The sequence below is a fragment of the Knoellia sp. 3-2P3 genome (genome assembly GCF_029223115.1).
In the GTDB taxonomy this organism is placed as follows: domain Bacteria; phylum Actinomycetota; class Actinomycetes; order Actinomycetales; family Dermatophilaceae; genus Pedococcus_A.
Genome location: NZ_JARGZE010000006.1, coordinates 95,834 through 118,799, shown reverse-complemented (window position 1 = coordinate 118,799; position 22,966 = coordinate 95,834). Strand labels below are relative to the sequence as shown.

At 71.3% G+C, this 22,966-nt stretch carries 19 protein-coding genes; 14 read left to right on the top strand and 5 right to left on the bottom strand.

Features of this window, described 5'->3' with window-relative positions:
- Window positions 1–9 precede the first annotated feature (9 nt).
- The gene (locus P0Y31_RS16885; protein ID WP_275871508.1) at window positions 10–2,037 is read right to left on the bottom strand and encodes a fibronectin type III domain-containing protein; all 2,028 of its coding nucleotides are present in this window, start codon (window positions 2,035–2,037) and stop codon (window positions 10–12) included.
- A gap of 252 nt (window positions 2,038–2,289) precedes the next feature.
- On the opposite strand from P0Y31_RS16885, the gene P0Y31_RS16880 reads away from it, so the two are divergent.
- Window positions 2,290–3,216: a 2-hydroxyacid dehydrogenase gene (locus P0Y31_RS16880; protein ID WP_275871505.1), complete on the top strand. Its 927-nt coding sequence runs from the start codon at window positions 2,290–2,292 to the stop codon at window positions 3,214–3,216.
- A gap of 93 nt (window positions 3,217–3,309) precedes the next feature.
- On the opposite strand, the gene P0Y31_RS16875 is transcribed toward P0Y31_RS16880, so the two are convergent.
- Window positions 3,310–4,686 (bottom strand): aminotransferase class V-fold PLP-dependent enzyme, encoded by a 1,377-nt coding sequence (locus P0Y31_RS16875; RefSeq protein WP_275871503.1) that lies wholly within the window; start codon window positions 4,684–4,686, stop codon window positions 3,310–3,312.
- 106 nt (window positions 4,687–4,792) lie between these two features.
- Here P0Y31_RS16875 and P0Y31_RS16870 point away from each other — a divergent pair, with 106 nt between their 5' ends.
- From P0Y31_RS16870 to P0Y31_RS16835, 8 genes are all read left to right on the top strand, one after another.
- Complete coding sequence (locus tag P0Y31_RS16870) at window positions 4,793–5,878, top strand: exo-alpha-sialidase (RefSeq protein ID WP_275871501.1); 1,086 nt, start codon at window positions 4,793–4,795, stop codon at window positions 5,876–5,878.
- A 3-nt stretch (window positions 5,879–5,881) separates the two neighbouring features.
- Window positions 5,882–6,166, top strand: a complete 285-nt coding sequence (locus P0Y31_RS16865) for a MoaD/ThiS family protein (protein ID WP_275871498.1) — start codon at window positions 5,882–5,884, stop codon at window positions 6,164–6,166.
- Between the two features lie 77 nt (window positions 6,167–6,243).
- The gene (locus P0Y31_RS16860) at window positions 6,244–6,768 is read left to right on the top strand and encodes a histidine phosphatase family protein (protein WP_275871496.1); all 525 of its coding nucleotides are present in this window, start codon (window positions 6,244–6,246) and stop codon (window positions 6,766–6,768) included.
- A gap of 91 nt (window positions 6,769–6,859) precedes the next feature.
- Entirely contained in the window at window positions 6,860–8,581 is a 1,722-nt protein-coding gene (ilvD, locus tag P0Y31_RS16855; protein WP_275871493.1) for a dihydroxy-acid dehydratase, read from the top strand.
- A 358-nt stretch (window positions 8,582–8,939) separates the two neighbouring features.
- The gene (locus P0Y31_RS16850) at window positions 8,940–10,718 is read left to right on the top strand and encodes an acetolactate synthase large subunit (protein WP_275871706.1); all 1,779 of its coding nucleotides are present in this window, start codon (window positions 8,940–8,942) and stop codon (window positions 10,716–10,718) included.
- The gene (gene ilvN / locus P0Y31_RS16845) at window positions 10,718–11,230 is read left to right on the top strand and encodes an acetolactate synthase small subunit (protein WP_275871490.1); all 513 of its coding nucleotides are present in this window, start codon (window positions 10,718–10,720) and stop codon (window positions 11,228–11,230) included. The genes P0Y31_RS16850 and ilvN overlap by 1 nt, the downstream gene beginning before the upstream one ends.
- 110 nt (window positions 11,231–11,340) lie before the next feature.
- The gene (gene ilvC, locus P0Y31_RS16840; RefSeq protein WP_275871488.1) at window positions 11,341–12,369 is read left to right on the top strand and encodes a ketol-acid reductoisomerase; all 1,029 of its coding nucleotides are present in this window, start codon (window positions 11,341–11,343) and stop codon (window positions 12,367–12,369) included.
- Between the two features lie 112 nt (window positions 12,370–12,481).
- Entirely contained in the window at window positions 12,482–12,964 is a 483-nt protein-coding gene (locus tag P0Y31_RS16835) for a VTT domain-containing protein (RefSeq protein WP_275871486.1), read from the top strand.
- Here P0Y31_RS16835 and P0Y31_RS16830 read toward each other — a convergent pair.
- Window positions 12,961–13,713, bottom strand: a complete 753-nt coding sequence (locus tag P0Y31_RS16830; RefSeq protein ID WP_275871483.1) for an NmrA family NAD(P)-binding protein — start codon at window positions 13,711–13,713, stop codon at window positions 12,961–12,963. The two genes, P0Y31_RS16835 and P0Y31_RS16830, sit on opposite strands and share 4 nt — an antisense overlap.
- Window positions 13,714–13,833: 120 nt before the next feature.
- On the opposite strand from P0Y31_RS16830, the gene P0Y31_RS16825 reads away from it, so the two are divergent.
- The 4 genes from P0Y31_RS16825 to P0Y31_RS16810 all read left to right on the top strand — a co-directional run bounded on the left by P0Y31_RS16825 (window position 13,834) and on the right by P0Y31_RS16810 (window position 19,975).
- Window positions 13,834–15,303 carry a sugar porter family MFS transporter gene (locus P0Y31_RS16825; RefSeq protein ID WP_275871480.1) on the top strand — a complete coding sequence of 490 codons (1,470 nt, stop codon included), beginning with the start codon at window positions 13,834–13,836 and terminating at the stop codon, window positions 15,301–15,303.
- A gap of 266 nt (window positions 15,304–15,569) precedes the next feature.
- Window positions 15,570–17,156 (top strand): phosphoglycerate dehydrogenase, encoded by a 1,587-nt coding sequence (serA, locus tag P0Y31_RS16820; RefSeq protein WP_275871477.1) that lies wholly within the window; start codon window positions 15,570–15,572, stop codon window positions 17,154–17,156.
- Between the two features lie 532 nt (window positions 17,157–17,688).
- Entirely contained in the window at window positions 17,689–18,756 is a 1,068-nt protein-coding gene (locus tag P0Y31_RS16815; RefSeq protein ID WP_275871474.1) for a 3-isopropylmalate dehydrogenase, read from the top strand.
- A 100-nt stretch (window positions 18,757–18,856) separates the two neighbouring features.
- A complete protein-coding gene (locus P0Y31_RS16810) occupies window positions 18,857–19,975 on the top strand; it encodes a branched-chain amino acid aminotransferase (RefSeq protein WP_275871472.1) in 1,119 nt (372 codons plus the stop codon).
- Between the two features lie 283 nt (window positions 19,976–20,258).
- Here P0Y31_RS16810 and P0Y31_RS16805 read toward each other — a convergent pair whose 3' ends face one another.
- Window positions 20,259–20,414, bottom strand: a complete 156-nt coding sequence (locus P0Y31_RS16805) for a hypothetical protein (protein ID WP_275871469.1) — start codon at window positions 20,412–20,414, stop codon at window positions 20,259–20,261.
- A gap of 37 nt (window positions 20,415–20,451) precedes the next feature.
- Between P0Y31_RS16805 and cimA the strand changes: the two genes are divergently transcribed.
- Window positions 20,452–22,035 (top strand): citramalate synthase, encoded by a 1,584-nt coding sequence (gene cimA, locus P0Y31_RS16800; RefSeq protein WP_275871467.1) that lies wholly within the window; start codon window positions 20,452–20,454, stop codon window positions 22,033–22,035.
- Here cimA and P0Y31_RS16795 read toward each other — a convergent pair.
- Window positions 22,010–22,912, bottom strand: a complete 903-nt coding sequence (locus P0Y31_RS16795; RefSeq protein WP_275871705.1) for a 3-methyladenine DNA glycosylase — start codon at window positions 22,910–22,912, stop codon at window positions 22,010–22,012. The two genes, cimA and P0Y31_RS16795, sit on opposite strands and share 26 nt — an antisense overlap.
- Window positions 22,913–22,966: the final 54 nt, after the last annotated feature.

Genomic DNA, 22,966 nt, shown 5'->3' with positions numbered 1-22,966 from the left:
GCCCCATGCTCACACCCCGGGACCGAACAGCGGGCTGAGGTACTGCCAGCCGCTGTCGATCTTGCGGTACTTCGGGGACGTGAAGCCGCCGGTGCCGTTGCCGGTGAACACGTACAGCTCGCCGGTGGGCTTGCGGGCGATGATGTCGGCCCTGCCGTCGCCGTTGAAGTCGCCGGCCGACGAGATGCGGTCCAGGCCCTGCCAGCCGCTGTCGATCTTGCTGTAGCCGGTGACCCCGCCCGTGCCGTTGCCCCTGAACAGGTACAGCTCGCCGGTGGGCTTGCGGGCGATCAGGTCCGCCTTGCCGTCGCCGTTGAAGTCGCCGGGGGACAGGATGCGGTCCAGGCCCTGCCAGCCGCTGCTGATCTTCTTGTAGCCGTTGAACCCGCCGCCGTTGCCCGGGTAGAGGTAGAGGTCCCCGTTGGTCCGGCGGGCGATGAGGTCGGCCCTGCCGTCGCCGTTGAAGTCGCCGGGCGAGAGGATCCGGTCGAAGATCTGCCACCCCGTGCCGATCCTGCGGTAGGACGGGTTGGTGAACCCGCCCGTGCCGTTGCCGGTGAACAGGTACAGCTCGCCGGTGCTCTTGCGGGCGATGATGTCGGACCTGCCGTCACCGTTGAAGTCGCCCGGGCTGAGGATCTGGTCCAGGTACTGCCAGCCGCTGTTGATCCTGCTGTAGCCGCTGAGCCCGCCGGTGCCGTTGCCCTTGAACAGGTACAGATCGCCGTTGCTCTTGCGCGTGATGATGTCGGCCCTGCCGTCGCCGTTGAAGTCGCCGAGCCCTGCCACGCGGACCGTGTTGCTGGCCGCGCTGGGGTCGGACGAGCCGGCGGTGTTGACGGCGCGGACGGTGAACGAGAACGCCCGCCCCGCAGGCAGCGCGAACGTGGCGGTGTTCGTGCCGGCCGGCACCTCCACCACGGCGCTGCCGGGCTGGGCCGTGACGCGGTACCCGCTGATCGCGCTGCCGCCGGTGCTCGACGGCGTCGCCCAGGTCACCCGTGCAGTGCGGATGCCGGCGACGGCGCGCACGCTCGTCGGGGCGCCTGGCGCGGTTGCCGCCGGCCCGGCACCGACGCTCGGCGTGACCTCGTTGCTGAACTCGCTGGCGACCGAGTAGCCGACGGCGTTGATGGCCTCGACCTTGAACTTGTAGGTCTCCCCGTTGGTCAGGCCCGTGAACACGATGCTGGTCGCGGAGGCGCCGGCCGTCATGTCCCAGGTCACGCCGCGCCCCGCGATCCGGTATCCGGTGATGGGGCTGCCGCCGTCGTCCGCAGGGCGGGTCCAGCTGACGGTTGCCTGGCCGTTGCCGGCGACGGCCGTGACTCCTGTGGGGGGTGCGGGCGCGGTCGCGGCCGAGCCTCCGTCGCTGAAGATCACCGAGTTGCTCGGGTCGCTGGCCAGGGAGTAACCGATGTCGTTGAGCGCCTTGACGGTGAAGGTGTAGGCGACGTTGCTCGACAGGCCGGTCACCGTCGTGCTCGTTGCCGGTGCTTCCACGTCGTAGCGCAGGCCGCCGGGGCTGGACTCGACGCGGTACCCGCGAAGGAACGCCCCGCCGTCACTGGCCGGCGCTGTCCACGAGACGGAGGCCACCCCCGGCACCGAGGGGTCGATGGAGGCGGAGACACCGGTCGGTGCGTCCGGCGCCGACGATGGGGTGGAGCCGAGCATGATCACGTTGCTGGGGGCGCTGGCCGGGCCCCAGGTGTTGTCGACGCTGTTCTTCGCCCTCACCACGAAGCTGTACTCCACACCCTGGGCGAGTCCCTCGACCAAGACGGACGTCTGGGCGCCGCCAGTGGTCACGCGCACCTGCGACGGCTGGGCGGAGACCTGGTAGTCGATGATCGTGCCACCACCGGGGTTGGGCGGCGTGGTCCACGTGACCTGGACGCCGCCCGTCGCCACCTGGGCCTGCACTCCCGTCGGCGCCTCGGGTGGCAGGGCCAGGATCGCGGCTGCCGTGCCGCCCGCCACACCCTGCGGTGCTGCCTGTGATGGCAGTGCCGCGCTCAGCGCCCCGCCAGCCATGGCGAGGGCCACCCCCGCTCCGAGCGCCCTACGGCGCCAGGAAGCCGCGGTGAGGACCCGCCCCTCGGCACGCCACCGCGCTTGTCTCGTCCCCATGTTCGATCTCCCCTCGTGCACGACGCGGATTGCGCCTCGTACGGATTGCACCTCGCGGGGGGTGATCGCACACGAGCCGGTCGCTGTAGGTGGTCCTCCACCATTTGCACGAACCGCCGAGCCGGCCCGCATCCACCCACGGCTACCGTGAGGCGCATGACCGTCGTCACGCTGCCCGGCCAGGACTGGATCGACGACGTGGGGCCCGTGCCCGACCTCGAGCTCCTGCCGTGGTCGATGGACGGACCGCCCCAGCGCGCCGACGAGGTCCGCCTCGTCGTGCCGCCCTACATGGGCGCCGGGCAGCGGATCGGCGCCCTCGCGCACACGCCGGGCGTCGAGGTCGTGCAGCTGCTCAGCGCCGGCTACGACGACGTGCTCGCGCGGCTGCCCGAGGGCGTGCGACTGGCCAACGCCGCCGGCGTGCACGACGCGTCGACCGCCGAGCTGGCCGTCGGCCTGGCGCTGGCATCGCTGCGCGGCCTGCCGAACTTCGTTCTTGCACAACGTGAGGGGCGTTGGTTGTCGCCGGGCCTCCTTCCCGCCCTGGCGGACCGGCGGGTGCTCGTGCTCGGCTACGGCTCGGTGGGCCGGGCGGCGGTGCAGCGCCTGCTGCCGTTCGAGGTGGAGGTCACGGCAGTGGCCAGCCGTGCCCGCGAGGGCGACGACCTCGTGGCCACCGTGCACGGCGTGGAGGAGCTGCCGCAGCTGCTGCCCCGGCACGACGTGGTCATCGTCATCGTGCCGCTGTCGGAGGAGACGCGCGGGCTCGTCGACGCGACGTTCCTCGCGGCGATGCCCGACGGCGCCCTGCTGGTCAACGTCGCCCGCGGGCCGGTCGTCGACACCGACGCCCTGCTGGCCGAGACCTCGTCCGGGCGCCTGCTGGCAGCCCTCGACGTCACCGACCCCGAGCCGCTGCCACAGGACCATCCGCTGTGGACCTCGCCGGGCGTGCTGGTCTCACCGCACGTCGGCGGCGCCACGTCGGCCTTCCGTCCGCGGGCGGTGCGCCTCTTGCGCGAGCAGCTGCGGGCGTATGCCGCGGGGGCCCCGCTGCGCAACGTCGTGCACGAGGGCTGACGGCGCCTTCCCGGTGATGCGAGATCCCACCTCTCGCGTGTAGCGGCCCCCGGAGGGGCGAGATCTGGGATCTCGCGTCTGGCGTCCGAGACCTCAGAGGCTTGCCACGGCCCGGCGGACCGCGTCGAGGCTGCGCTCGACGTCGCTCGTCGTCGTCGACCAGTTGCTCACCGAGATGCGCAGCACGCTGCGGCCGTGCCACGTCGAGCCGGTCATCCAGGCCGTGCCGTCCGCGAGCAGGGCGCGGCCCACCTGCTCGGTGCGCTCATCGCTGCCGAACGCGGCGCACACCTGCGTGAACACCACGTCGTTGAGCACCTCCGCGTCGGGGATGGCACGCAGCCCGGTGGCGAACGCGGTTGCGTGCCTGCACAACCGGTCGACCAGCTCGTCGACGCCCGAGCGACCCAGCGACCGCAGCACCGCCCACACGGGGAAGGCCCGCCCGCGCCGGGAGATCTCCGGCACCTTGTCGAACGGCTCGCCCGCCTCGTCGTGCACGAGGTAGGCCCCGTGCATGCCCATCGACGCCCGGACGGCCGCCGGGTCGCGGACGATGGCCAGGCCGCTGTCGTAGGGGACGTTCAGCGTCTTGTGGGCATCGGTCGCCCAGGAGTCGGCGCCGTCGACGCCCGCGACGAGGTGCCTGCGGGAGGCCGCGGCCCCTGCCCACAGGCCGAACGCGCCGTCGACGTGCACCCACGCACCGTGCTCCCGGGCCGCGGCCAACGCGTCGGGGAAGGGGTCGAAGGCGCCCGAGTGGACGTTGCCGGCCTGGAGCACCACGACCGTGGGACCCGGGGGGCCACTGGCCAGGGCCTCGTGGAGGGCGTCGGCCCGCAGCCGCCCCTGCTCGTCGACGGCCACCGGCTGCGGTGCGCCGAGGCCCAGGTAGCGCAGCGCGAGGTCGACGGTGTCGTGCCGCTCGGCGCCCACCAGCACGCGCACCCGTGGGCCGCCCTGCAGCCCGCGCTGGGCGACGTCCCACCCGGCTCGGCGCAGGACTGTGTCGCGCCCGGCGGCAAGTCCCGTGAAGTTCGCCATGGTGGCACCGGTGACGAAGCCCACCGCGCTGCCGGACGGCAGGCCCAGGAGGTCGACCAGCCAGGCGCTCGTGACTTCCTCCACCGCGCTGTGCGCCGGCGTCACCCGGCGCAGGGCGGAGTTCTGGTCCCAGGCGCTCACCAGCCAGTCGGCGGCCAGGGCCGCGGGGTGGGTGCCGCCGATGACGAACCCGAAGAAGCGACCCGACGGCATACCGGTCAGGCCTGCGTCGCAGGCCTGTGCGAGGAGGTCGACGACGTCGGCGGGGTCGGACCCCTGCTCCGGCAGGTCCGGCCCGAGCGCCTCGACGACCGCCTCGATCGAGGCCTGCGGGGGAACGGGGCGGCGCTCGAGCGACGACAGCCACGCCAGCGCGTGCTGGTGGGCGTGGTCGAGCGCGTCGAGCGCCGGCTGCGGCCGGTCCATTCGTGCAGTGTGCTCTCGGCTCGCTCGCCTGCACCAGATGCAGGAGAGGCAGGGCGACCGTGAAAATGCGGGTGTCCGGCGACGCCGGCAGTGCCATGCTGGCGTGATGACCGAGACCATCGTCGGCATCGGTACCCGCAAGGGCCTCTGGCTCGCGCGCAGCACCGACCGTGCAGCCTGGCGGCTCGAGGGGCCCCACTTCCTGATGAGCGAGGTGCTCTCGCTCCTGTTCGACACCCGGGGTGGGCGCAGCCGCCTCCTCGTGGGCTTTCGCTCGTCCCACTGGGGGCCGTCGCTCCAGCACAGCGACGACCTGGGGAGGACGTGGGTGGAGCACCCCGAGGGGTCGATCCGGTTCCCCGAGGACACGGACACGGCGCTGAAGGCGACCTGGCAGCTCGCGGCCGACCCGCACGACGAGTCCGTGGTGTGGGCGGGCACCGAACCCCAGGGGCTGTGGCGGAGCGAGGACGCGGGCGAGACGTTCAGCCTCAACCGCGGCCTGTGGGACCACCCCCACCGCCCCGAGTGGGGCGAGGGCGCCGGCGGGGGCGCCATCCACACGGTCCTGCCCAGCCCGGTCGACCCGCAGGCGATGCTCGTGGCCATGAGCACGGGCGGTGTCTACAACTCCAGGGACGGCGGGCAGTCGTGGAGCCCGGGCAACACCGGCATCCACGCCTACTTCATGCCGCACGACGAGTGGCCGGAGTTCGGCCAGTGCGTTCACAAGGTGGCGCGCGACCCGCGGACCCCCACGCGGCTGTACTGCCAGAACCACCGAGGCGTCTACCGGTCGGAGGACGACGGCGTCACGTGGCAGTCCATCGAGGAGGGGCTGCCCACCAACTTCGGGATGACGGTGGTGGTCCACCCGCGGCAGGGCGACACGCTCTGGCTGGTGCCCATCACCTCCGACTACGAGCACATCCCGCCGCAGGCGCAGCTGCAGGTGCAGCGCTCCGACGACGCCGGCCGCACTTGGCGGACCCAGTCCGCCGGGCTGCCCCACACCTGGACCAACGTGCTGCGCGATGCGGTCTGCACCGACACCGACCCCGGCGAGCCCGGGCTCTACGTCGGCACCCGCAACGGGGAGGTCTACGCGAGCACCGACGGCGGAGAGTCGTTCTCGCTGCTCGCAACCCAGCTGCCCGACGTCTACTGCGTCCGCGCACTCACGGTGGCCTGACGCATGACCGCCCGCGTCGTCCTCCCCGGCGTGCTGCGTGACCTGGCCGGAGGTGCCCACGAGCTGGTCGTCGACCTGCCCGGTCCCGCCCCGCTGGGGGAGGTGCTCGACGGAGCCTTCGCCTCCTGGCCCATCCTCAACTCACGCGTTCGCGACGAACGGGGGCAGATCCGCCGCCACGTCAACGTCTTCGTCGACGGGGAGGACGCCAAGCGCGCCCAGGGTGTGAAGACCCTCGTGGGCCCGGCCGCCACCGTCCACGTCATCAACGCGGTTTCCGGTGGCTGAGCGCTGTGCCGCAGGTCTCCCCCCGATGACGTAGGGGACCTCTGGCGTGTCCCCGCCGGCTGGGCCATGCTCAGGGCATGACCCTCGCCGCCGACGACAAGGTGCTCATCCTCTTCCGCCACGCCAAGGCGGAGCACACCCCGGGCAAGGCCGACCACGAGCGAGAGCTAACCGACCGGGGACGGCGCGACGCCGCGGCTGCGGGTCGCTGGCTGCACGAAAACGGGCTGGGACCCGAGCTGGTGCTCTGCTCGCCGGCCGTGCGCACGCGCCAGACCTGGGAGGCCGCCGCGAACGGGGGAGCGTGCGGTGAGGAGGTCGAGTACGACCACCGCCTCTACTCCGGCGGGGCCGACGGCGTGCTGCAGACGGTGCGCGAGTCGGGCGGTGAGGCCCAGGTGGTGCTCGTCGTTGGCCACAACCCCACGATGGCGGCGCTCGCGAGCGGGCTGTCCGAGGGGGACGGCTCCACGGCGGCCCATGAGTGCCTCGCCGCGGGATTCCCCACGTCCGCGGTGGCGGTCCTGGGCTACGCAGGGAAGTGGCACGACATCGCCTTCGGCACCGCGTCGTTGTTGAGGTGCCATGTCAGCAGGGGGTGAGGTCCCGGCACACCGTCGCAGGCGCGCTGGCGTGCGCCCACCAAGCGAGACCGGCGTCCCACCTCGTGGACGCCCGTCCTAGACTGCGCCCATGACGACCACCGACCCCCGCACCTTCGACGGCGTCGACATCAAGCCGCGCAGCCGCGACGTCACCGACGGCCTCGAGAAGACCGCGGCCCGAGGGATGCTGCGGGCGCTGGGCATGGGCGACGACGACTTCGCCAAGCCGCAGATCGGCGTGGCCAGCTCGTGGAACGAGATCACGCCCTGCAACCTCTCCCTCGACCGGCTCGCCAAGGCCGTCAAGGACGGGGTGCACGCCGGCGGCGGCTACCCGCTGGAGTTCGGCACGATCTCCGTCTCCGACGGCATCTCCATGGGCCACGAGGGCATGCACTTCTCCCTGGTCAGCCGCGAGATCATCGCCGATTCGGTCGAGACCGTCATGAGCGCCGAGCGCCTCGACGGCTCGGTGCTTCTGGCTGGGTGCGACAAGTCGCTGCCCGGGATGCTCATGGCCGCGGCGCGCCTCGACCTCGCCTCGGTGTTCCTGTATGCCGGGACCATCCTCCCGGGGATCGCCAAGCTCTCGGACGGCACCGAGAAGGAGGTCACCATCATCGACGCCTTCGAGGCGGTGGGTGCCTGCGCCGCCGGGAAGATGTCGCGCGAGGACGTCGATGCCATCGAGCGCGCGATCTGTCCCGGCGAGGGCGCGTGCGGCGGGATGTTCACGGCGAACACCATGGCCACCGTGGCCGAGGCCGTCGGGATGTCGGTGCCCGGCTCTGCCGCACCACCCGCGACCGACCGCCGCCGCGACGCCTACGCCCGCAAGTCCGGCGAGGCCGTCGTCAACCTGCTGCGCCGCGGCATCACCGCCCGCGACATCATGACCAAGGAGGCGTTCGAGAACGCCATCGCCGTGGTCATGGCCTTCGGCGGCTCGACGAACGCGGTGCTGCACCTGCTCGCGATCGCGCACGAGGCCGAGGTGGACCTCACCCTGGGTGACTTCCAGCGCATCGGGAAGAAGGTGCCCCACCTGGCGGACGTCAAGCCGTTCGGCCGCTTCGTCATGAAGGACATCGACCACATCGGCGGCATCCCGGTGGTGATGAAGACGCTGCTCGACGCCGACCTGCTGCACGGCGACTGCCTCACGGTGACCGGCAAGACCGTTGCCGAGAACCTCGACGAGCTCAAGCCGCCCCACATCGACGGCCGGGTCATCCGCGAGATGGCCCAGCCGCTGCACCGCACCGGTGGCCTGACCATCCTCACCGGGTCGCTGGCGCCCGACGGGGCCGTGGTGAAGTCGGCGGGGTTCGACGAGGAGGTCTTCGAGGGGACCGCGCGCGTCTTCGACGGTGAGCGGGCCGCCATGGATGCCGTCGAGGACGGGTCGCTGAAGCCGAAGGACGTCGTGGTCATCCGCTACGAGGGACCCAAGGGTGGCCCCGGCATGCGCGAGATGCTGGCGGTCACGGGCGCGATCAAGGGAGCAGGGCTGGGCAAGGACGTGCTGCTGCTCACGGACGGGCGGTTCTCCGGTGGCACCACCGGCCTGTGCGTCGGCCACCTCGCGCCCGAGGCCGTCGACGAGGGCCCGATCGCCTTCGTGCGCGACGGCGACCCGATCCGCCTCGACGTCGCGAACGGCACGCTCGACCTGCTCGTCGACGAGGCGGAGATGCAGCGCCGGCGTGAGGCGGGCGTGACCCACCCCGAGCCGAAGTACACGCGTGGGGTGCTCGCCAAGTACCGCAGGCTCGTGGGCAGCGCGTCGGGCGGCGCCGTCTGCTCGTGATGCCTGTCCGCCGAGATGGACCTCAGCCACGCGGTATGCCGGCGTGTCGTGGTGCGGAGGTCCATCTCGGCGGAGGTCCAGGCCAGTGACTGAGACCACAGGTCCGGATCCCGAGACCCGAAGTCTCATCCGTTGACACGCAATGGGGCGTGGGGGACAGTGCAGGTGTGTCACGAATTCTCGTACTCACCTAGCGCGTCCGCTCAGCCGAGCAGACGCGCCACCCCTTCTGTCCCCGCGTGGACGAAGGGTTTTTTTGTGCCAGTGCAGCACCGCCGGCGTCTCGCCGGCGGACCAGGAGAAAGCGATCGGTGACGAAGTGAGCGACGCCAAGCCGGCAGCACCATCCCCGGCCCAGCTGGCCCAGCAGGCCCGCGCGAAGACCCCCGTGGAGGTCACGGGTGCGCAGAGCCTGGTGCTCTCGCTCGAGGCCATGGACGTCGACACCGTGTTCGGCATCCCCGGTGGCGCGATCCTGCCCGCCTACGACCCGCTGCTCGACTCCGTGAAGGTGCGGCACATCCTCGTCCGCCACGAGCAGGGTGCGGGCCACGCCGCCGAGGGCTACGCCAGCGCGACCGGCAAGGTCGGCGTCTGCATGGCGACCTCCGGACCGGGCGCGACCAACCTGGTGACGCCGCTCGCCGACGCGCACATGGACTCCGTCCCGATGGTGGCCATCACCGGCCAGGTGAGCTCGGCGTCGATCGGCACCGACGCCTTCCAGGAGGCGGACATCCGCGGCATCACCATGCCGATCACCAAGCACAACTACCTCGTCACCAACGCCGACGACATCCCACGGGTCATCGCCGAGGCCTTCCACATCGCCTCGACCGGCCGTCCCGGGCCCGTGCTCGTCGACATCAGCAAGGACGCCCTGCAGTCGCGGACCACGTTCTCGTGGCCACCGAAGTTCGACCTGCCGGGCTACCGGCCGGTGGCGCGGCCGCACAGCAAGCAGATCCGCGAGGCCGCGCGCCTCATCGCCGAGGCCAGGCGACCGGTGTTCTACGTGGGCGGCGGCGTCATCCGGGCCGGTGCCTCGGACCAGCTGCGCACGTTCGTGGAGCTGACCCAGATCCCCGTCGTCACCACCTTGATGGCGCGCGGCACGGTGCCCGACAGCCACCCGCTGCACCTGGGCATGCCCGGCATGCACGGGTCGGTGGCCGCCGTCACCGCACTGCAGAAGGCCGACCTGCTCATCACCCTCGGCGCCCGCTTCGACGACCGGGTCACCGGGCAGCTGTCGACGTTCGCCCCTCTCGCCAAGGTGATCCACGCCGACATCGACCCGGCCGAGATCTCCAAGAACCGGGCCGCCGACGTGCCGATCGTCGGTGACTGCAAGGACGTCATCACCGACCTGGTCGACGCGGTGCGCGCCGACCACGAGGCCGGCCGCAGCGGCGACTACGACGCGTGGCGCGACGAGACGGCGCAGTGGAAGTCGACCTACCCGCTCGGCTACAGCGCCCCCGAGGACGACACCGAGGTGGCGCCGCAGTACGTCATCGAGCGGCTTGGCGCGATCAGCGGACCTGAGTCGGTGTTCGTCGCCGGGGTGGGCCAGCACCAGATGTGGGCGGCCCAGTTCGTGCAGTACGAGCGCCCGAACTCCTGGGTCAACTCCGGCGGGCTCGGCACCATGGGCTTCGCGGTGCCGGCAGCGATGGGCGCCAAGGTCGCCGAGCCGGGCCGCACCGTCTGGGCCATCGACGGCGACGGCTGCTTCCAGATGACCAACCAGGAGCTGGCGACCTGTGTCATCAACGACATCCCGATCAAGGTCGCGGTGATCAACAACTCCAGCCTGGGCATGGTGCGCCAGTGGCAGTCGCTCTTCTACAACGAGCGCTACTCCAACACCGACCTGCACACGTCGGTGGGCCGTCGCATCCCGGACTTCGTGAAGCTGGCCGAGGCCTACGGCTGCGTCGGCCTGCGGTGCGAGCGGCCCGAGGACGTGGACGCGACGATCCGCAAGGCCATGGAGATCAACGACGTCCCGGTCGTGGTCGACTTCGTCGTCCACCGCGACGCCATGGTCTGGCCGATGGTGCCCGCCGGTGTGAGCAACGACGACATCCAGATCGCGCGGAACATGACGCCGACGTGGGAGAGGGAAGACTGATGAGCAAGCACACCCTGTCGGTGCTGGTGGAGAACAAGCCCGGCGTCCTGGCCCGCATCGCCGCGCTGTTCTCGCGCCGCGGCTTCAACATCGACTCCCTCGCGGTGGGTCCGACCGAGCACACCGAGATCTCGCGCATGACGGTGGTCGTCGACCTCGACGAGCTGCCTCTGGAGCAGGTCACCAAGCAGCTCAACAAGCTCGTCGAGGTGCTCAAGGTGGTCGAGCTCGAGCCCACCGCGTCGGTGCAGCGCGAGATCCTGCTGGTGAAGGTGCGCACCGACCTGCAGAGCCGCAGCCACGTGCTCGAGACCGTGCAGCTGTTCCGCGCCAAGGTCGTCGACGTCGCCAGTGACGCCCTCACGATCGAGGTGACCGGCAACCGCGACAAGCTCAACGCCTTCCTCGAGGTGCTCGAGCCGTTCGGCATCAAGGAGCTCGTGCAGTCGGGAATGGTGGCCATCGGCCGCGGTTCCCGTTCCATCACCGACCGGGCGCTGCGCACCGCCTGACCGGCGCGGCACACCCCGGTCGTGCCGGCACCGCCGCCCCAGCACCACGAAAACCCCACGAACCCAACGCAGTTCCAACCCGGAAGTCCAAACCAGAAGGAGTGGCCGACGTGGCCGAGATGTTCTACGACGACGACGCAGACCTGAGCGTGATCCAGGGCAAGAAGGTGGCCGTCATCGGCTACGGCAGCCAGGGCCACGCCCACGCGCTCAACCTGCGCGACTCCGGCGTCGACGTGCGCGTCGGCCTCGCCGAGGGCAGCAAGTCCCGGGCCAAGGCCGAGGCCGAGGGCCTGACCGTGAAGTCCGTCGGCGACGCGGTCAAGGAGGCCGATCTCGTCGTCATCCTCACCCCCGACCAGGTGCAGCGGACGGTGTACGCCAACGAGATCCAGCCGAACCTCAAGGAGGGTGCGGCCCTGTTGTTCGGCCACGGCTTCAACATCCGCTTCGGCTACATCAAGCCCGAGGCCGGGTCCGACGTGATCATGGTGGCCCCCAAGGGTCCTGGTCACCTGGTGCGCCGCGAGTACGTCGACGGCCGCGGCGTGCCGGTGCTGCTCGCCGTGGAGCAGGACGCCTCCGGCCAGGCCTGGGAGCTCGCGAAGTCCTACGCCAAGGCCATCGGTGGCCTGCGTGCCGGCGGCATCAAGACCACCTTCACCGAGGAGACCGAGACCGACCTCTTCGGCGAGCAGGCGGTGCTCTGCGGAGGCGCGAGCCAGCTGGTGCAGTACGGCTTCGAGACCCTCGTCGAGGCCGGCTACCAGCCCGAGGTCGCCTACTTCGAGTGCCTGCACGAGCTCAAGCTCATCGTCGACCTCATGGTCGAGGGCGGCATCGCCAAGCAGCGCTGGTCGGTGTCCGACACCGCCGAGTACGGCGACTACGTCTCCGGTCCGCGCGTCATCGACCCGCGCGTGAAGGAGAACATGCAGGCGGTGCTGGCCGACATCCGCAACGGGGCCTTCGCCAAGCGCTTCATCGAGGACCAGGACGCCGGCGCTCCGGAGTTCAAGGAGCTGCGCGAGAAGGGTGCCCAGCACCCGATCGAGGGCACCGGCAAGGAGCTGCGCAAGCTCATGTCCTGGATCAAGGAGACCGACGCCGACTACACCGAGGGCTCGGCCGCGCGCTGACCCCTCTCCACCGCACCACCACGTATGCCGGTGGGCCGCCGTCGCAGGTGGCCCACCGGCATACGTCGTCTCGGGGTGCCTAGGGTGGAGGGGTGAGCACGGGAGCGCGGCGGTGACGGAGGCCTTCGACTCCTGGCCGTATGCCGCGACGTTCCTGTTCTTCTTCGCCGGCGCCATGGTGCGCTCGAACGCGACCTACTGGGCCGGCCGGGGGCTGCGGGCCGGGGGAGAGCGGACCCGGCTCTCGCGCCACCTCGACCGCCCGGCGGTCGCGGCTGCGGAACGGTTCGTGCGCCGGGTGGGGGCTCCGGCCGTGACGCTGTCGTTCCTGACGGTGGGCTTCCAGACGGCCGTCATCGCGGCCTCCGGCGCGCTGCGGATGCCGCTGACGCGGTTCGTGCCCGCCGCCGTCGTCGGATCCCTGGTGTGGGCCGCGGTCTACACCACCGTCGGCTTCGCCGTGGTGGAGTTGTGGCTGACCGGTGCCGTGGGGCCGTGGCTGCTGCTGGTCGTCGGCACGGCTGCGGTCGTGGGGGCGGTGACCGTGGTCGTGGCGCGGCGGGTCGGCCGCCAGCGCGACGGCATCGCGCGCTAGCGCGGCTGGCCCTCCAGCCACTGCGCGAAGGACTGGCCGCCGATCTCGGCCTCACCTCGCGGCAGGTTGGTGCGGTCGCCGAACGCGCGCAGCGCCCCGCCCACGGGTGGGAAGCGCACGACACGCGGCGCGGCCCTCCCGGCGTGGCTGCGCAGCATCCCAGCCACCTCGCCCAACGCGAACACGTCGGGTCCCCCGAGGTCTGTCGTGCGTGAGAAGCCTTGCGGCGCAGGACCGGTGGCTGCGTCCACCAGTCGGGAGGCGACCCACGCGGGGTCGGCCGGCTGCACGGCCATGTCACCCACCGTCAGCGCGATCGGGCCGACGGTCAGCAGCCGGGCGACGGCAGCGGCGAACGGGTGGAACTGGGTGGACCGCACCACGGTGACGGGCTTGCCCCACTGCCGGAGCCGGTGCTCCACCTCGGCCTTGGCCCGGTAGTAGGGGAAGGGGGTGAGGTCGCAGCCGACGATGGAGATGTAGACCAGGTGCGGCACCTCGGGCTGCCGCGCGGCCGCCGCGACCAGCCTGCCGGTGCCGGCGACGTCGACCTGCGAGGGGCTCTGCGGCCGGGTGGCGCAGTGCACGACCGCCTCGACCCCGGAAACGGCCTCGTCGAGCCCGGCGCCTGTGGCGAGGTCGACCCCCGTGCGCCGGCTGGCCGGTCGTGCGTCATGGCCGCGCCGCCTCAGCTCTGACACCACGAGGGAGCCCAGGGCGCCGGAGCCGCCGGTGACGAGTACCTCCATGCGAACCATTTTGGCGACCGCGGGCGCCGAGCGCCTAGGGTCCTGCGCGTGCGCCCTGCCCGGTCAGCGCTGAGACTGGTCCGGGCCACGACCGCCCCAGCAACACCAGGAAGGACCTGCATGAGCGACCACCGACCCGCGCCAGTACCGGAGGCTGACGAGGCCGACGCCTCACCCAGCAGTGGGCGAGTCATCTCCATCGCCTCCGTCGCTGCCCTCGGCGGCTTCCTCTTCGGCTACGACAGCGCCGTCATCAACGGTGCGGTCTCAGCCATCGAGGACAGGTTCGAGGTGGCACCTGCGGCGCTGGGCTTCGCCGTCGCGTCCGCGCTCCTGGGGGCCGCCCTCGGAGCAGTGGTCGCGGGCCGGTTCGCCGACCGGTTCGGCCGCCTGTTCGTCATGCGGGTCGCCGCGCTGCTCTTCCTGGTCAGCGCCATCGGCACGGGTCTGGCGCCCAACCTCGAGCTGCTGGTGCTCGGTCGCATCATCGGCGGCATCGGTGTCGGTGTGGCCTCGGTGATCGCCCCCGCCTACATCGCGGAGGTCTCGCCGGCGCACGTGCGCGGCCGGCTCGGGTCGCTGCAGCAGCTGGCCATCGTCACCGGCATCTTCATGTCGCTGCTCGTGGACTACCTGCTGGCCGGCGCGGCCGGGTCGTCGAAGGACGTGCTGTGGATGGGTCTGGAGGCCTGGCGCTGGATGTTCATCGCCATGCTCGTGCCGGCCGTGATCTACGGCGCACTGTCGCTCACCATCCCCGAGTCGCCGCGCTTCCTCGTCGCCACCAAGCAGGAGGGCGAAGCCCGCACGGTCCTCCGACGGCTCCTCGGCGCCGACGGCGTCGACCTGCGCATCGAGCGCATCCGCGAGACCCTGCGCCACGAGAGCAAGCCATCGTGGCGCGACCTGCGCGGCCCGGCGCTGGGCCTGCTCCCCATCGTCTGGGTCGGCATCGGCCTGTCGGTCTTCCAGCAGTTCGTCGGGATCAACGTGATCTTCTACTACTCCAACGTGCTCTGGGAGGCGGTCGGCTTCAGCGAGGCCGACTCGTTCAAGATCACCGTCATCACCTCGGTCGTGAACATCGCGACCACCCTCATCGCCATCGCGTCGGTTGACCGCTACGGCCGCAAGCCGCTGCTGCTCATCGGCTCGGTCGGCATGACCGTCACGCTGGCGACCATGGCCTTCATCTTCGGGACGGCGAGCACGACCACCGCGGCGGACGGGACCGTCACCCCCGAGCTCACGGGCGCGCAGGGCCCGATCGCCCTCGTCGCGGCGAACCTCTTCGTGGTGGCCTTCGGCATGTCGTGGGGTCCGATGGTGTGGGTCCTGCTGGGGGAGAAGTTCCCCAACCGCATCCGGGCGGCGGCCCTCTCCCTGGCCGCGGCTGCCCAGTGGGTGGCCAACTGGGTCATCACGGTGACGTTCCCCTCGCTGAAGGACCTCTCGCTCGGCCTGGCCTACGGCTTCTACGCGGTGTGCGCGCTGCTGTCGCTGCTCTTCGTCTGGAAGTGGGTCGAGGAGACCCGGGGCAAGGAGCTCGAGGAGATGCACGACCACGTGATGGAGCCGGTCCGGCACTGAGCACCCAGCAGAGGTTGCAGCCCGCGAGGCACGCAGCAACCTACAGACCCGGCAGCAACCCCTGCTAGCAGAGGTTGCTGCCGGGAGGCGACCACATGGCGGGACCGCCCATCCACATGGTGAGCGCGGTCGTATGCTGGCCGGGGCACAGCGCGGTGCCCCGCAAGCCCGCTCCACCCGGTGCGCCGGCGCCGTGCCGGGCACCTGTTGACGCAGTGCGGGGACCGCGACCCCTCCCCGTGACTCCACCGACGAAGGACTGACACGTGACCAAGCCCATCGTGCTGATCGCCGAGGAACTCTCGCCCGCCACCATCGACGCCCTCGGCCCGGACTTCGAGATCCGCCACTGCGACGGTGCGAACCGCGACGAGCTCCTGCCGGCCCTGGCCGAGGTCGACGCGGTGCTCGTGCGGTCCGCGACCAAGATGGACGCCGAGGCGATCGCTGCCGCCAAGAACCTCAAGGTGATCGCGCGCGCCGGCGTCGGCCTCGACAACGTGGACGTGCCCGCGGCCACCCAGGCAGGTGTCATGGTCGTCAACGCCCCGACGTCCAACATCACCTCGGCCGCCGAGCTCGCCGTCGGCCTGCTGCTCGCCACGGCGCGCAACATCGCCCCGGCCAACGAGGCCCTCAAGAACGGCGCGTGGAAGCGCAGCAAGTACGGCGGCGTCGAGCTGCTCGACAAGAAGGTCGGCGTCGTCGGCTTCGGGCGCATCGGCCAGCTGGTCGCCGAGCGCCTCAAGGGTTTCGGCATGCACGTCCTGGCCTACGACCCCTACGTCTCGGCGCAGAAGGCGGGCCAGCTCGGCGCGCACCTCGTGAGCCTCGACGAGCTGCTCGAGCAGAGCGACTTCATCACCGTCCACCTGCCGAAGACCCCGGAGACGGTCGGCCTCATCGGCAAGGAGGCGCTGACCAAGGTCAAGCCGACGGTGCGCGTCATCAACGCTGCCCGTGGCGGCATCGTCGACGAGGAGGCCCTCGCCGAAGCCCTGCGCGAGGGGCGCGTGGCCGGCGCCGGCATCGACGTCTTCGCCAAGGAGCCGACCACCGAGAGCCCGCTGTTCGAGTTCGAGTCCGTCGTGGTCACCCCGCACCTCGGTGCCTCGACGGAGGAGGCCCAGGAGAAGGCAGGCGTCGCGGTCGCCAAGTCGGTGCGACTCGCGCTGGGCGGTGACCTCGTGCCCGACGCGGTCAACGTGTCCGGCGGCGCCATCGCCGAGGAGGTGCGTCCCGGCATCGCGCTCGTCGAGAAGCTCGGCCGCATCTTCACCGCGGTGGCAGGTGCCGTGCCGGTGCAGCTCGATGTCGACGTGCGCGGCGAGATCACCGAGCACGATGTCAGCGTCTGGAAGCTCTCGGCGCTCAAGGGCCTGTTCACCGACCTCACCGAGGACCCGGTCACCTACGTCAACGCCCCCCTGCTGGCCGAGCAGCGCGGGGTCGAGGCGCGCCTGCTCACCGACCCGGCCTCGCAGGACTTCCGCAACGTCACCACCCTGCGCGGGACGCTCGCCGACGGCACGATCGTCAGCGTCGCCGGCACGCTGACCGGCCCCCGCATGGTCGAGAAGATCGTGGGCATCAACGGCTTCGACCTCGAGGTTCCCCTGTCGGAGCACATGGCCTTCTTCACCTACCGCGACCGCCCGGGCATCGTCGGCGCCGTCGGCCGCCTGCTCGGCGAGGCCGACGTCAACATCGGCGGCATGCAGGTGGCCCGTGACGAGAAGGGTGGCCGCGCCCTGGTCGCCCTCACCGTCGACAGTGCCATCCCCAGCGACGTCGTCCACGCCATCGCCGCCGAGATCGACGCCGAGGTCCGCGTGGTCGACCTCGACGGCTGACGTCCCGCGGCGGTCCCCGCCCGCTTCCGGTATGCCGCGTGCGCACCTCGCGCACGCGGCATACCGCTGTCTGCGGCCGGGCAGGGAGGGGCCGTGACGTGAGACCCTCGTCTCACTGAGTGGGAAAGCGGTATCGGATAGTTGGACGTCCTCGTACCCTCGAAGGCATGACGCGGCAGGTCGTACTCATTCACCGCCGCGGCGAGTTCCGGTAGCCAGCCCCCTCGCCGCGGAGATCCCGCGTTGCTCGGCTGGCAGGCCGCCCCGGATCCGGGAGGCGGCCCCGCAGAACTCCCACCCACTTCACTTCCCTTGCGACACAGGGGAAAACCGCAAAGGACTGATTTCGATGAGCGAAGAGGCCAAGAAGGCACGCCAGGCACTGCAGGAGTCCATGGACCTGCGCGAGCAGGGACACACCGACGACTGACGTCGGCCCCATGACGGAACGGCCCCACGGCAGCTGCCGCTGGGGCCGTTCGTCATGTGAGACGTGGATATCAGAGTGCAAGACCGTCTCTATCGTGGGGCCATGGTCACAGACGCCCCCTCCGCAGACTCCGTGAACATCGCCGTCATCGGCGGCGACGGTATCGGGCCGGAGGTCGTGGGCGAGGGCCTCAAGGTGCTGTCGGCAGTGACCGGGGCTGCTGGGCCGAAGGTCAGCACCACCGACTACGACCTCGGCGCCCGCCGCTGGCACGCCACCGGCGAGACCCTGCCCGACTCGGTGCTCGAGGAGCTGCGCGGCCACGACGCGATCCTGCTCGGCGCGATCGGCGACCCGACCGTGCCGAGCGGAGTGCTCGAGCGGGGGGTGCTGCTGCCGCTGCGGTTCGCCCTCGACCACTACGTGAACCTGCGCCCTGCGAGGCTCTACGCCGGCGCCACCAGCCCGCTGGCCGTCGACCGGGTGGCGCCCAACGGCATCGACTTCGTCGTCGTCCGCGAGGGCACCGAGGGCCCCTACGTCGGCAACGGTGGAGGGCTGCGCGTCGGGACGCCCCACGAGATCGCCACCGAGGTCAGCGTCAACACCCGCTTCGGGGTGGAGCGTGTGGTGCGCGACGCGTTCGCCCGGGCGGCCGGTCGCGAGCGGCGGCACCTGACCCTGGTGCACAAGCACAACGTCCTCACCCACGCCGGACACCTGTGGCGCCGCACGGTCGAGGAGGTGGGCGCCGAGTTCCCGCAGGTGAGCACCGACTACCTGCACGTCGACGCCGCCACCATCTTCCTGACCACCGACCCGGGGCGGTTCGACGTCATCGTCACCGACAACCTCTTCGGGGACATCATCACCGACATCGCCGCCGCCATCGCCGGGGGCATCGGCCTGGCCGCCAGCGGCAACATCAACCCCGAGCGCACCACGCCGAGCATGTTCGAGCCGGTGCACGGGTCGGCGCCCGACATCGCGGGGCAGGGCAAGGCCGACCCGACGGCGACGATCCTGTCGGTGTCGATGCTGCTCGAGCACCTCGGCCGCACCGAGGAGGCCCAGCGCGTGGAGCGCGCCGTGGCGGCCGACCTCGCCGAGCGCGGCACTGCGGAGCGCAGCACCACCGAGATCGGCGACGCCATCGCCGCCCGCCTGTAGGCAGTCCCTGGCGGCCGACCACCGGCCTGACCCGGCGGGGGCAGCGGTAGCCTGCAGGCAACACCCGACGCCGAGTCGTGCAAGACGTTTGGAGGCACTGATGACCGAGGCCCCGGCACTGTCCGAGCCCACCCTCGAGTTCGCCATCGAGCGGCGCACGGACCCGCTGCCCGACGAGCAGCGCGAGGCGGTGCTCGCCAACCCCGGCTTCGGCAAGACCTTCACCGACCACATGGTCCTGGCCACGTGGACGCCCGGCGAGGGGTGGCACGACGCCCGCGTCACGGCATACGGGCCCCTCACCCTCGAGCCGTCGGCGGCCGTCCTGCACTACGCGCAGGAGATCTTCGAGGGCATGAAGGCCTACCGGCACGCCGACGGGTCGATCTGGACCTTCCGCCCCGACCAGAACGCCGCGCGGTTCGCCCGCAGCGCCCGCCGCCTGGCCTTGCCCGAGCTGCCGGCCGCGGCGTTCGTCGAGTCGCTGCGCGCGCTCGTCGACGTCGACCAGGCGTGGGTGCCGGGCACCGAGCACGGTGAGGCCAGCCTCTACCTGCGCCCGTTCATGTTCGCCTCCGAGGCGTTCCTCGGTGTGCGACCGGCTGCCAGGGTCACCTACAGCGTCATCGCCTCCCCGGCGGGCCCCTACTTCAGCGGCGGCCTGAAGCCGGTGAGCATCTGGGTCTCGAACGAGTACGTCCGGGCGGCTCCCGGCGGCACCGGCGCGGCGAAGTGCGGCGGCAACTACGCCGCCAGCCTCGCTGCCCAGGTCGAGGCCGCGGAGCACCACTGCGACCAGGTGGTCTTCCTCGACGGCCTCGAGCACAAGTGGGTCGAGGAGCTCGGCGGCATGAACCTGTTCTTCGTGCGCAAGGACGGCAGCATCGTCACGCCCGAGCTGACCGGCACCATCCTCGAGGGCATCACCCGCGACTCGATCGTCGAGCTGGCCAAGGAGCTCGGCCACGACGTCAGCGAGCGCCGCATCTCGATCGACGAGTGGCGCGAGGGTGCGGCCTCGGGAGAGATCGCCGAGGTGTTCGCCTGCGGAACCGCCGCGGTCGTCACCCCGGTCGGCCGGCTCGCCTGGGACGGCGGGGAGGTTGTCATCCACGGCAACGAGGTCGGCAGCGTGACCGCCCGGATCCGCTCCGCCCTGCTCGACATCCAGTACGGCCGCGCCGAGGACACCCACGGCTGGATGCACCGCCTCGTCTGAGGAGGCTCGCGCACCCTTCCCCGAAACCTTCGCCCAACCTTTCGATCCAGGCCGAACCTTCGGCCACGATCCAAAGGTTGGGCGAACCTTCCACAGGGTGAAGCTGCAACCTTTCATTCCTGGCAGAACCTTCGCCCACCATCGAAAGGTTGGGCGAACCTTGCGGACAGACGGAGGCGGTCGTCTGACCAGATGGCGGACGAGGGGTTCGGATCCCGGGCGCACCGTGCGACAGTTCTCCCGTGACGTCCTGGAACGTGGCCACCGCCACGGTGATTATCGACTAGCGCGACGAGCCCTCCTCGTCGCGCAGACCTCCCACACCCGGGGGGTCTTTTGCTTTGTCGGACGCACCCCGGGCCGGCAGGGCCCGGCGGAGGACCACCAGCACCAGCACCAGCACCAGCACCAGCACCATCACCACCAGCACCATCACCACCGCGCGACCATCGACACGACACCAACGAGGAACTGCGATGAGCGACCTGCACGTCTACGACACCACCCTGCGCGACGGTGCGCAGCAGGAGGGGCTGAACCTCTCCGTGTCCGACAAGCTCGCCATCGCGGCACACCTCGACGAGCTCGGCGTCGGCTACATCGAGGGCGGCTGGCCGGGCGCGAACCCCAAGGACACCGAGTTCTTCGCCCGGGCGCAGCAGGAGCTCCAGCTGCGCAACGCCACCCTCGCCGCGTTCGGGGCGACGAGGCGCGCGGGCGGGCGGGCCGCTGACGACCCGCTCGTGCGCGCCCTCGTCGACTCCGGCGCGCCCGTCGTCACGCTCGTCGCCAAGTCGCACGCCGGCCACGTCGAGCGGGCGCTGCGCACCACCCTCGGCGAGAACCTCGAGATGATCCGCGACACCGTCTCCTTCCTCAGGGGAGAGGGGCGCCGCGTCTTCCTCGACGCCGAGCACTTCTTCGACGGGTATGCCGCGGACCGCGCCTACGCGCTCGAGGCCGTGCGGGCGGCGGTGGAGGCCGGTGCGGAGGTCGTGGCGCTGTGCGACACCAACGGCGGCATGCTGCCCAACGAGGTCGCCGACGTCGTCGCCGACGTGCTCGACACGACCTCCGCGCGCCTGGGCATCCACTGCCACAACGACACCGGCTGCGCGGTGGCCAACTCGATGGCTGCCGTCGACGCCGGCGCGACCCACGTGCAGGGCACCATCAACGGCTACGGCGAGCGCACCGGCAACGCCGACCTGCTCACCGTCGTCAGCAACCTGCAGATCAAGCGGGGGCTGCCGCTCCTCGAGGAGCCGCGGCTGCGCGAGGCCACGCGGATCGCCCACGCCATCAGCGAGATCACCAACGTCCCGCCCTACAGCCGCCAGCCCTACGTCGGCGCCAGCGCGTTCGCGCACAAGGCCGGCCTGCACGCGAGCGCCATCAAGGTCGACCCCGACCTCTACCAGCACACCGACCCCACGCGCGTCGGCAACGACATGCGCATGCTCGTCTCCGACATGGCGGGTCGGGCCAGCATCGAGCTGAAGGGCCGCGAGCTCGGCTTCGACCTCGCCGGCGACGACGAGCTGCTCACCCGGGTGCTCGCCAAGGTCAAGGACCTCGAGCTGCGCGGCTACACCTTCGACGCCGCCGACGCCTCCTTCGAGCTGCTGCTGCGCAGGGAGGTCGAGGGCGAGGAGGCCCACGAGTACTTCGAGGTGGAGTCGTGGCGCGTCATCACCGACGCCCGCGGCGACGACAGCGCCCTCTCGGAGGCGACGGTGAAGGTGGTCGCGGGCGGCAACCGGGTCGTCGCGACCGGGGAGGGAAACGGTCCGGTCAACGCCCTCGACCACGCGCTGCGCCAGGCACTCTCGCCGGCCTACCCCGAGCTCGACAAGCTCGAGCTGATCGACTTCCGGGTGCGCATCCTCGATGCCGCCCACGGAACGGACGCGGTCACCCGCGTGCTCATCGAGACCTCGGACGGCCAGACGTCGTGGGAGACCGTCGGGGTGGCCGGCAACATCGTCGAGGCCTCGTGGCACGCGCTGGTCGAGGGCGTCACCTACGGCCTGGTCAGGGCCGGCGTGCCGGTCCGCTGAGCGCGGGCCGCGCAGCCTGCCCCAGCTCGTCCAGGGCGTCGAGCAGGCGTGCGCGCAGAGCCTGTCCCCGGGCAGCGAAGCCGCGCTGCGCGGCGGCATACGCGGCCTTGCCCTGAGGGGTCTCGATCGGCACGGGCTCGTAGCCGAGCTCGCGCAGGTCGTAGGGCGAGGCGCGCATGTCGAGCTCGCGGATGTCGCGGGCGAGGTCGAAGCAGTCCATGACGAGGTCGCTCGGGACCGCGGGGGAGAGCTTGTAGGCCCACTTGTAGAGGTCCATGCCGGCATGGAGACAACCGGGCTGCTCGAGGTCGGGCTGGGTCGCACGGGTGGGCTGGAGGAGGTTCAGCGACCGCGCCGGCGGGGTGTAGAAGCGGAACGCGTCGTAGTGCGAGCAGCGGATCTGGTGCGCCTCGACGACCTCGTCGGTGCCCGTGCGGCCCAGCCGCAGCGGCCACCCGGCGTGCCGCACCTCGTCCTCGCCGAGCCGGTAGACCATCGCCCACTCGTGCAGCCCGAAGCAGCCGAACTGGGCCTGCCGTCCATGGGTGGCGCGCAGCAGGTTCGTGGTGAAGTCCACTGTCTCCCAACGGGCCTCGACGAACGATGCCGTCCGCAGCACGACCCCGTCACCCTCGACCCGGTAGTGCCTCCACGCGGCGCGCGGGAGCCCGGCTGCGCCCTCGAGCAGCACACCCGGACCCGGGTGCCAGCGCCGCAGCTGCGCCGGGCGGTGCGAGTAGTAGGTGAACAGGAAGTCCTCGACGGGGTGCCTGCGCCCGTCCTCGCGCCGCCGCAGGTGCGCGGCCGTCGCGGCGTCGACGCGGGCGTGGTGGGCGGCCTCGGCGGCCTCCCACTCGCTCCTGGTCATCACGCGCACGGACACGGGCACCAAGGGTATGCCGTGCCGCAGGGCGTCGTGCGCGGGCGGCGG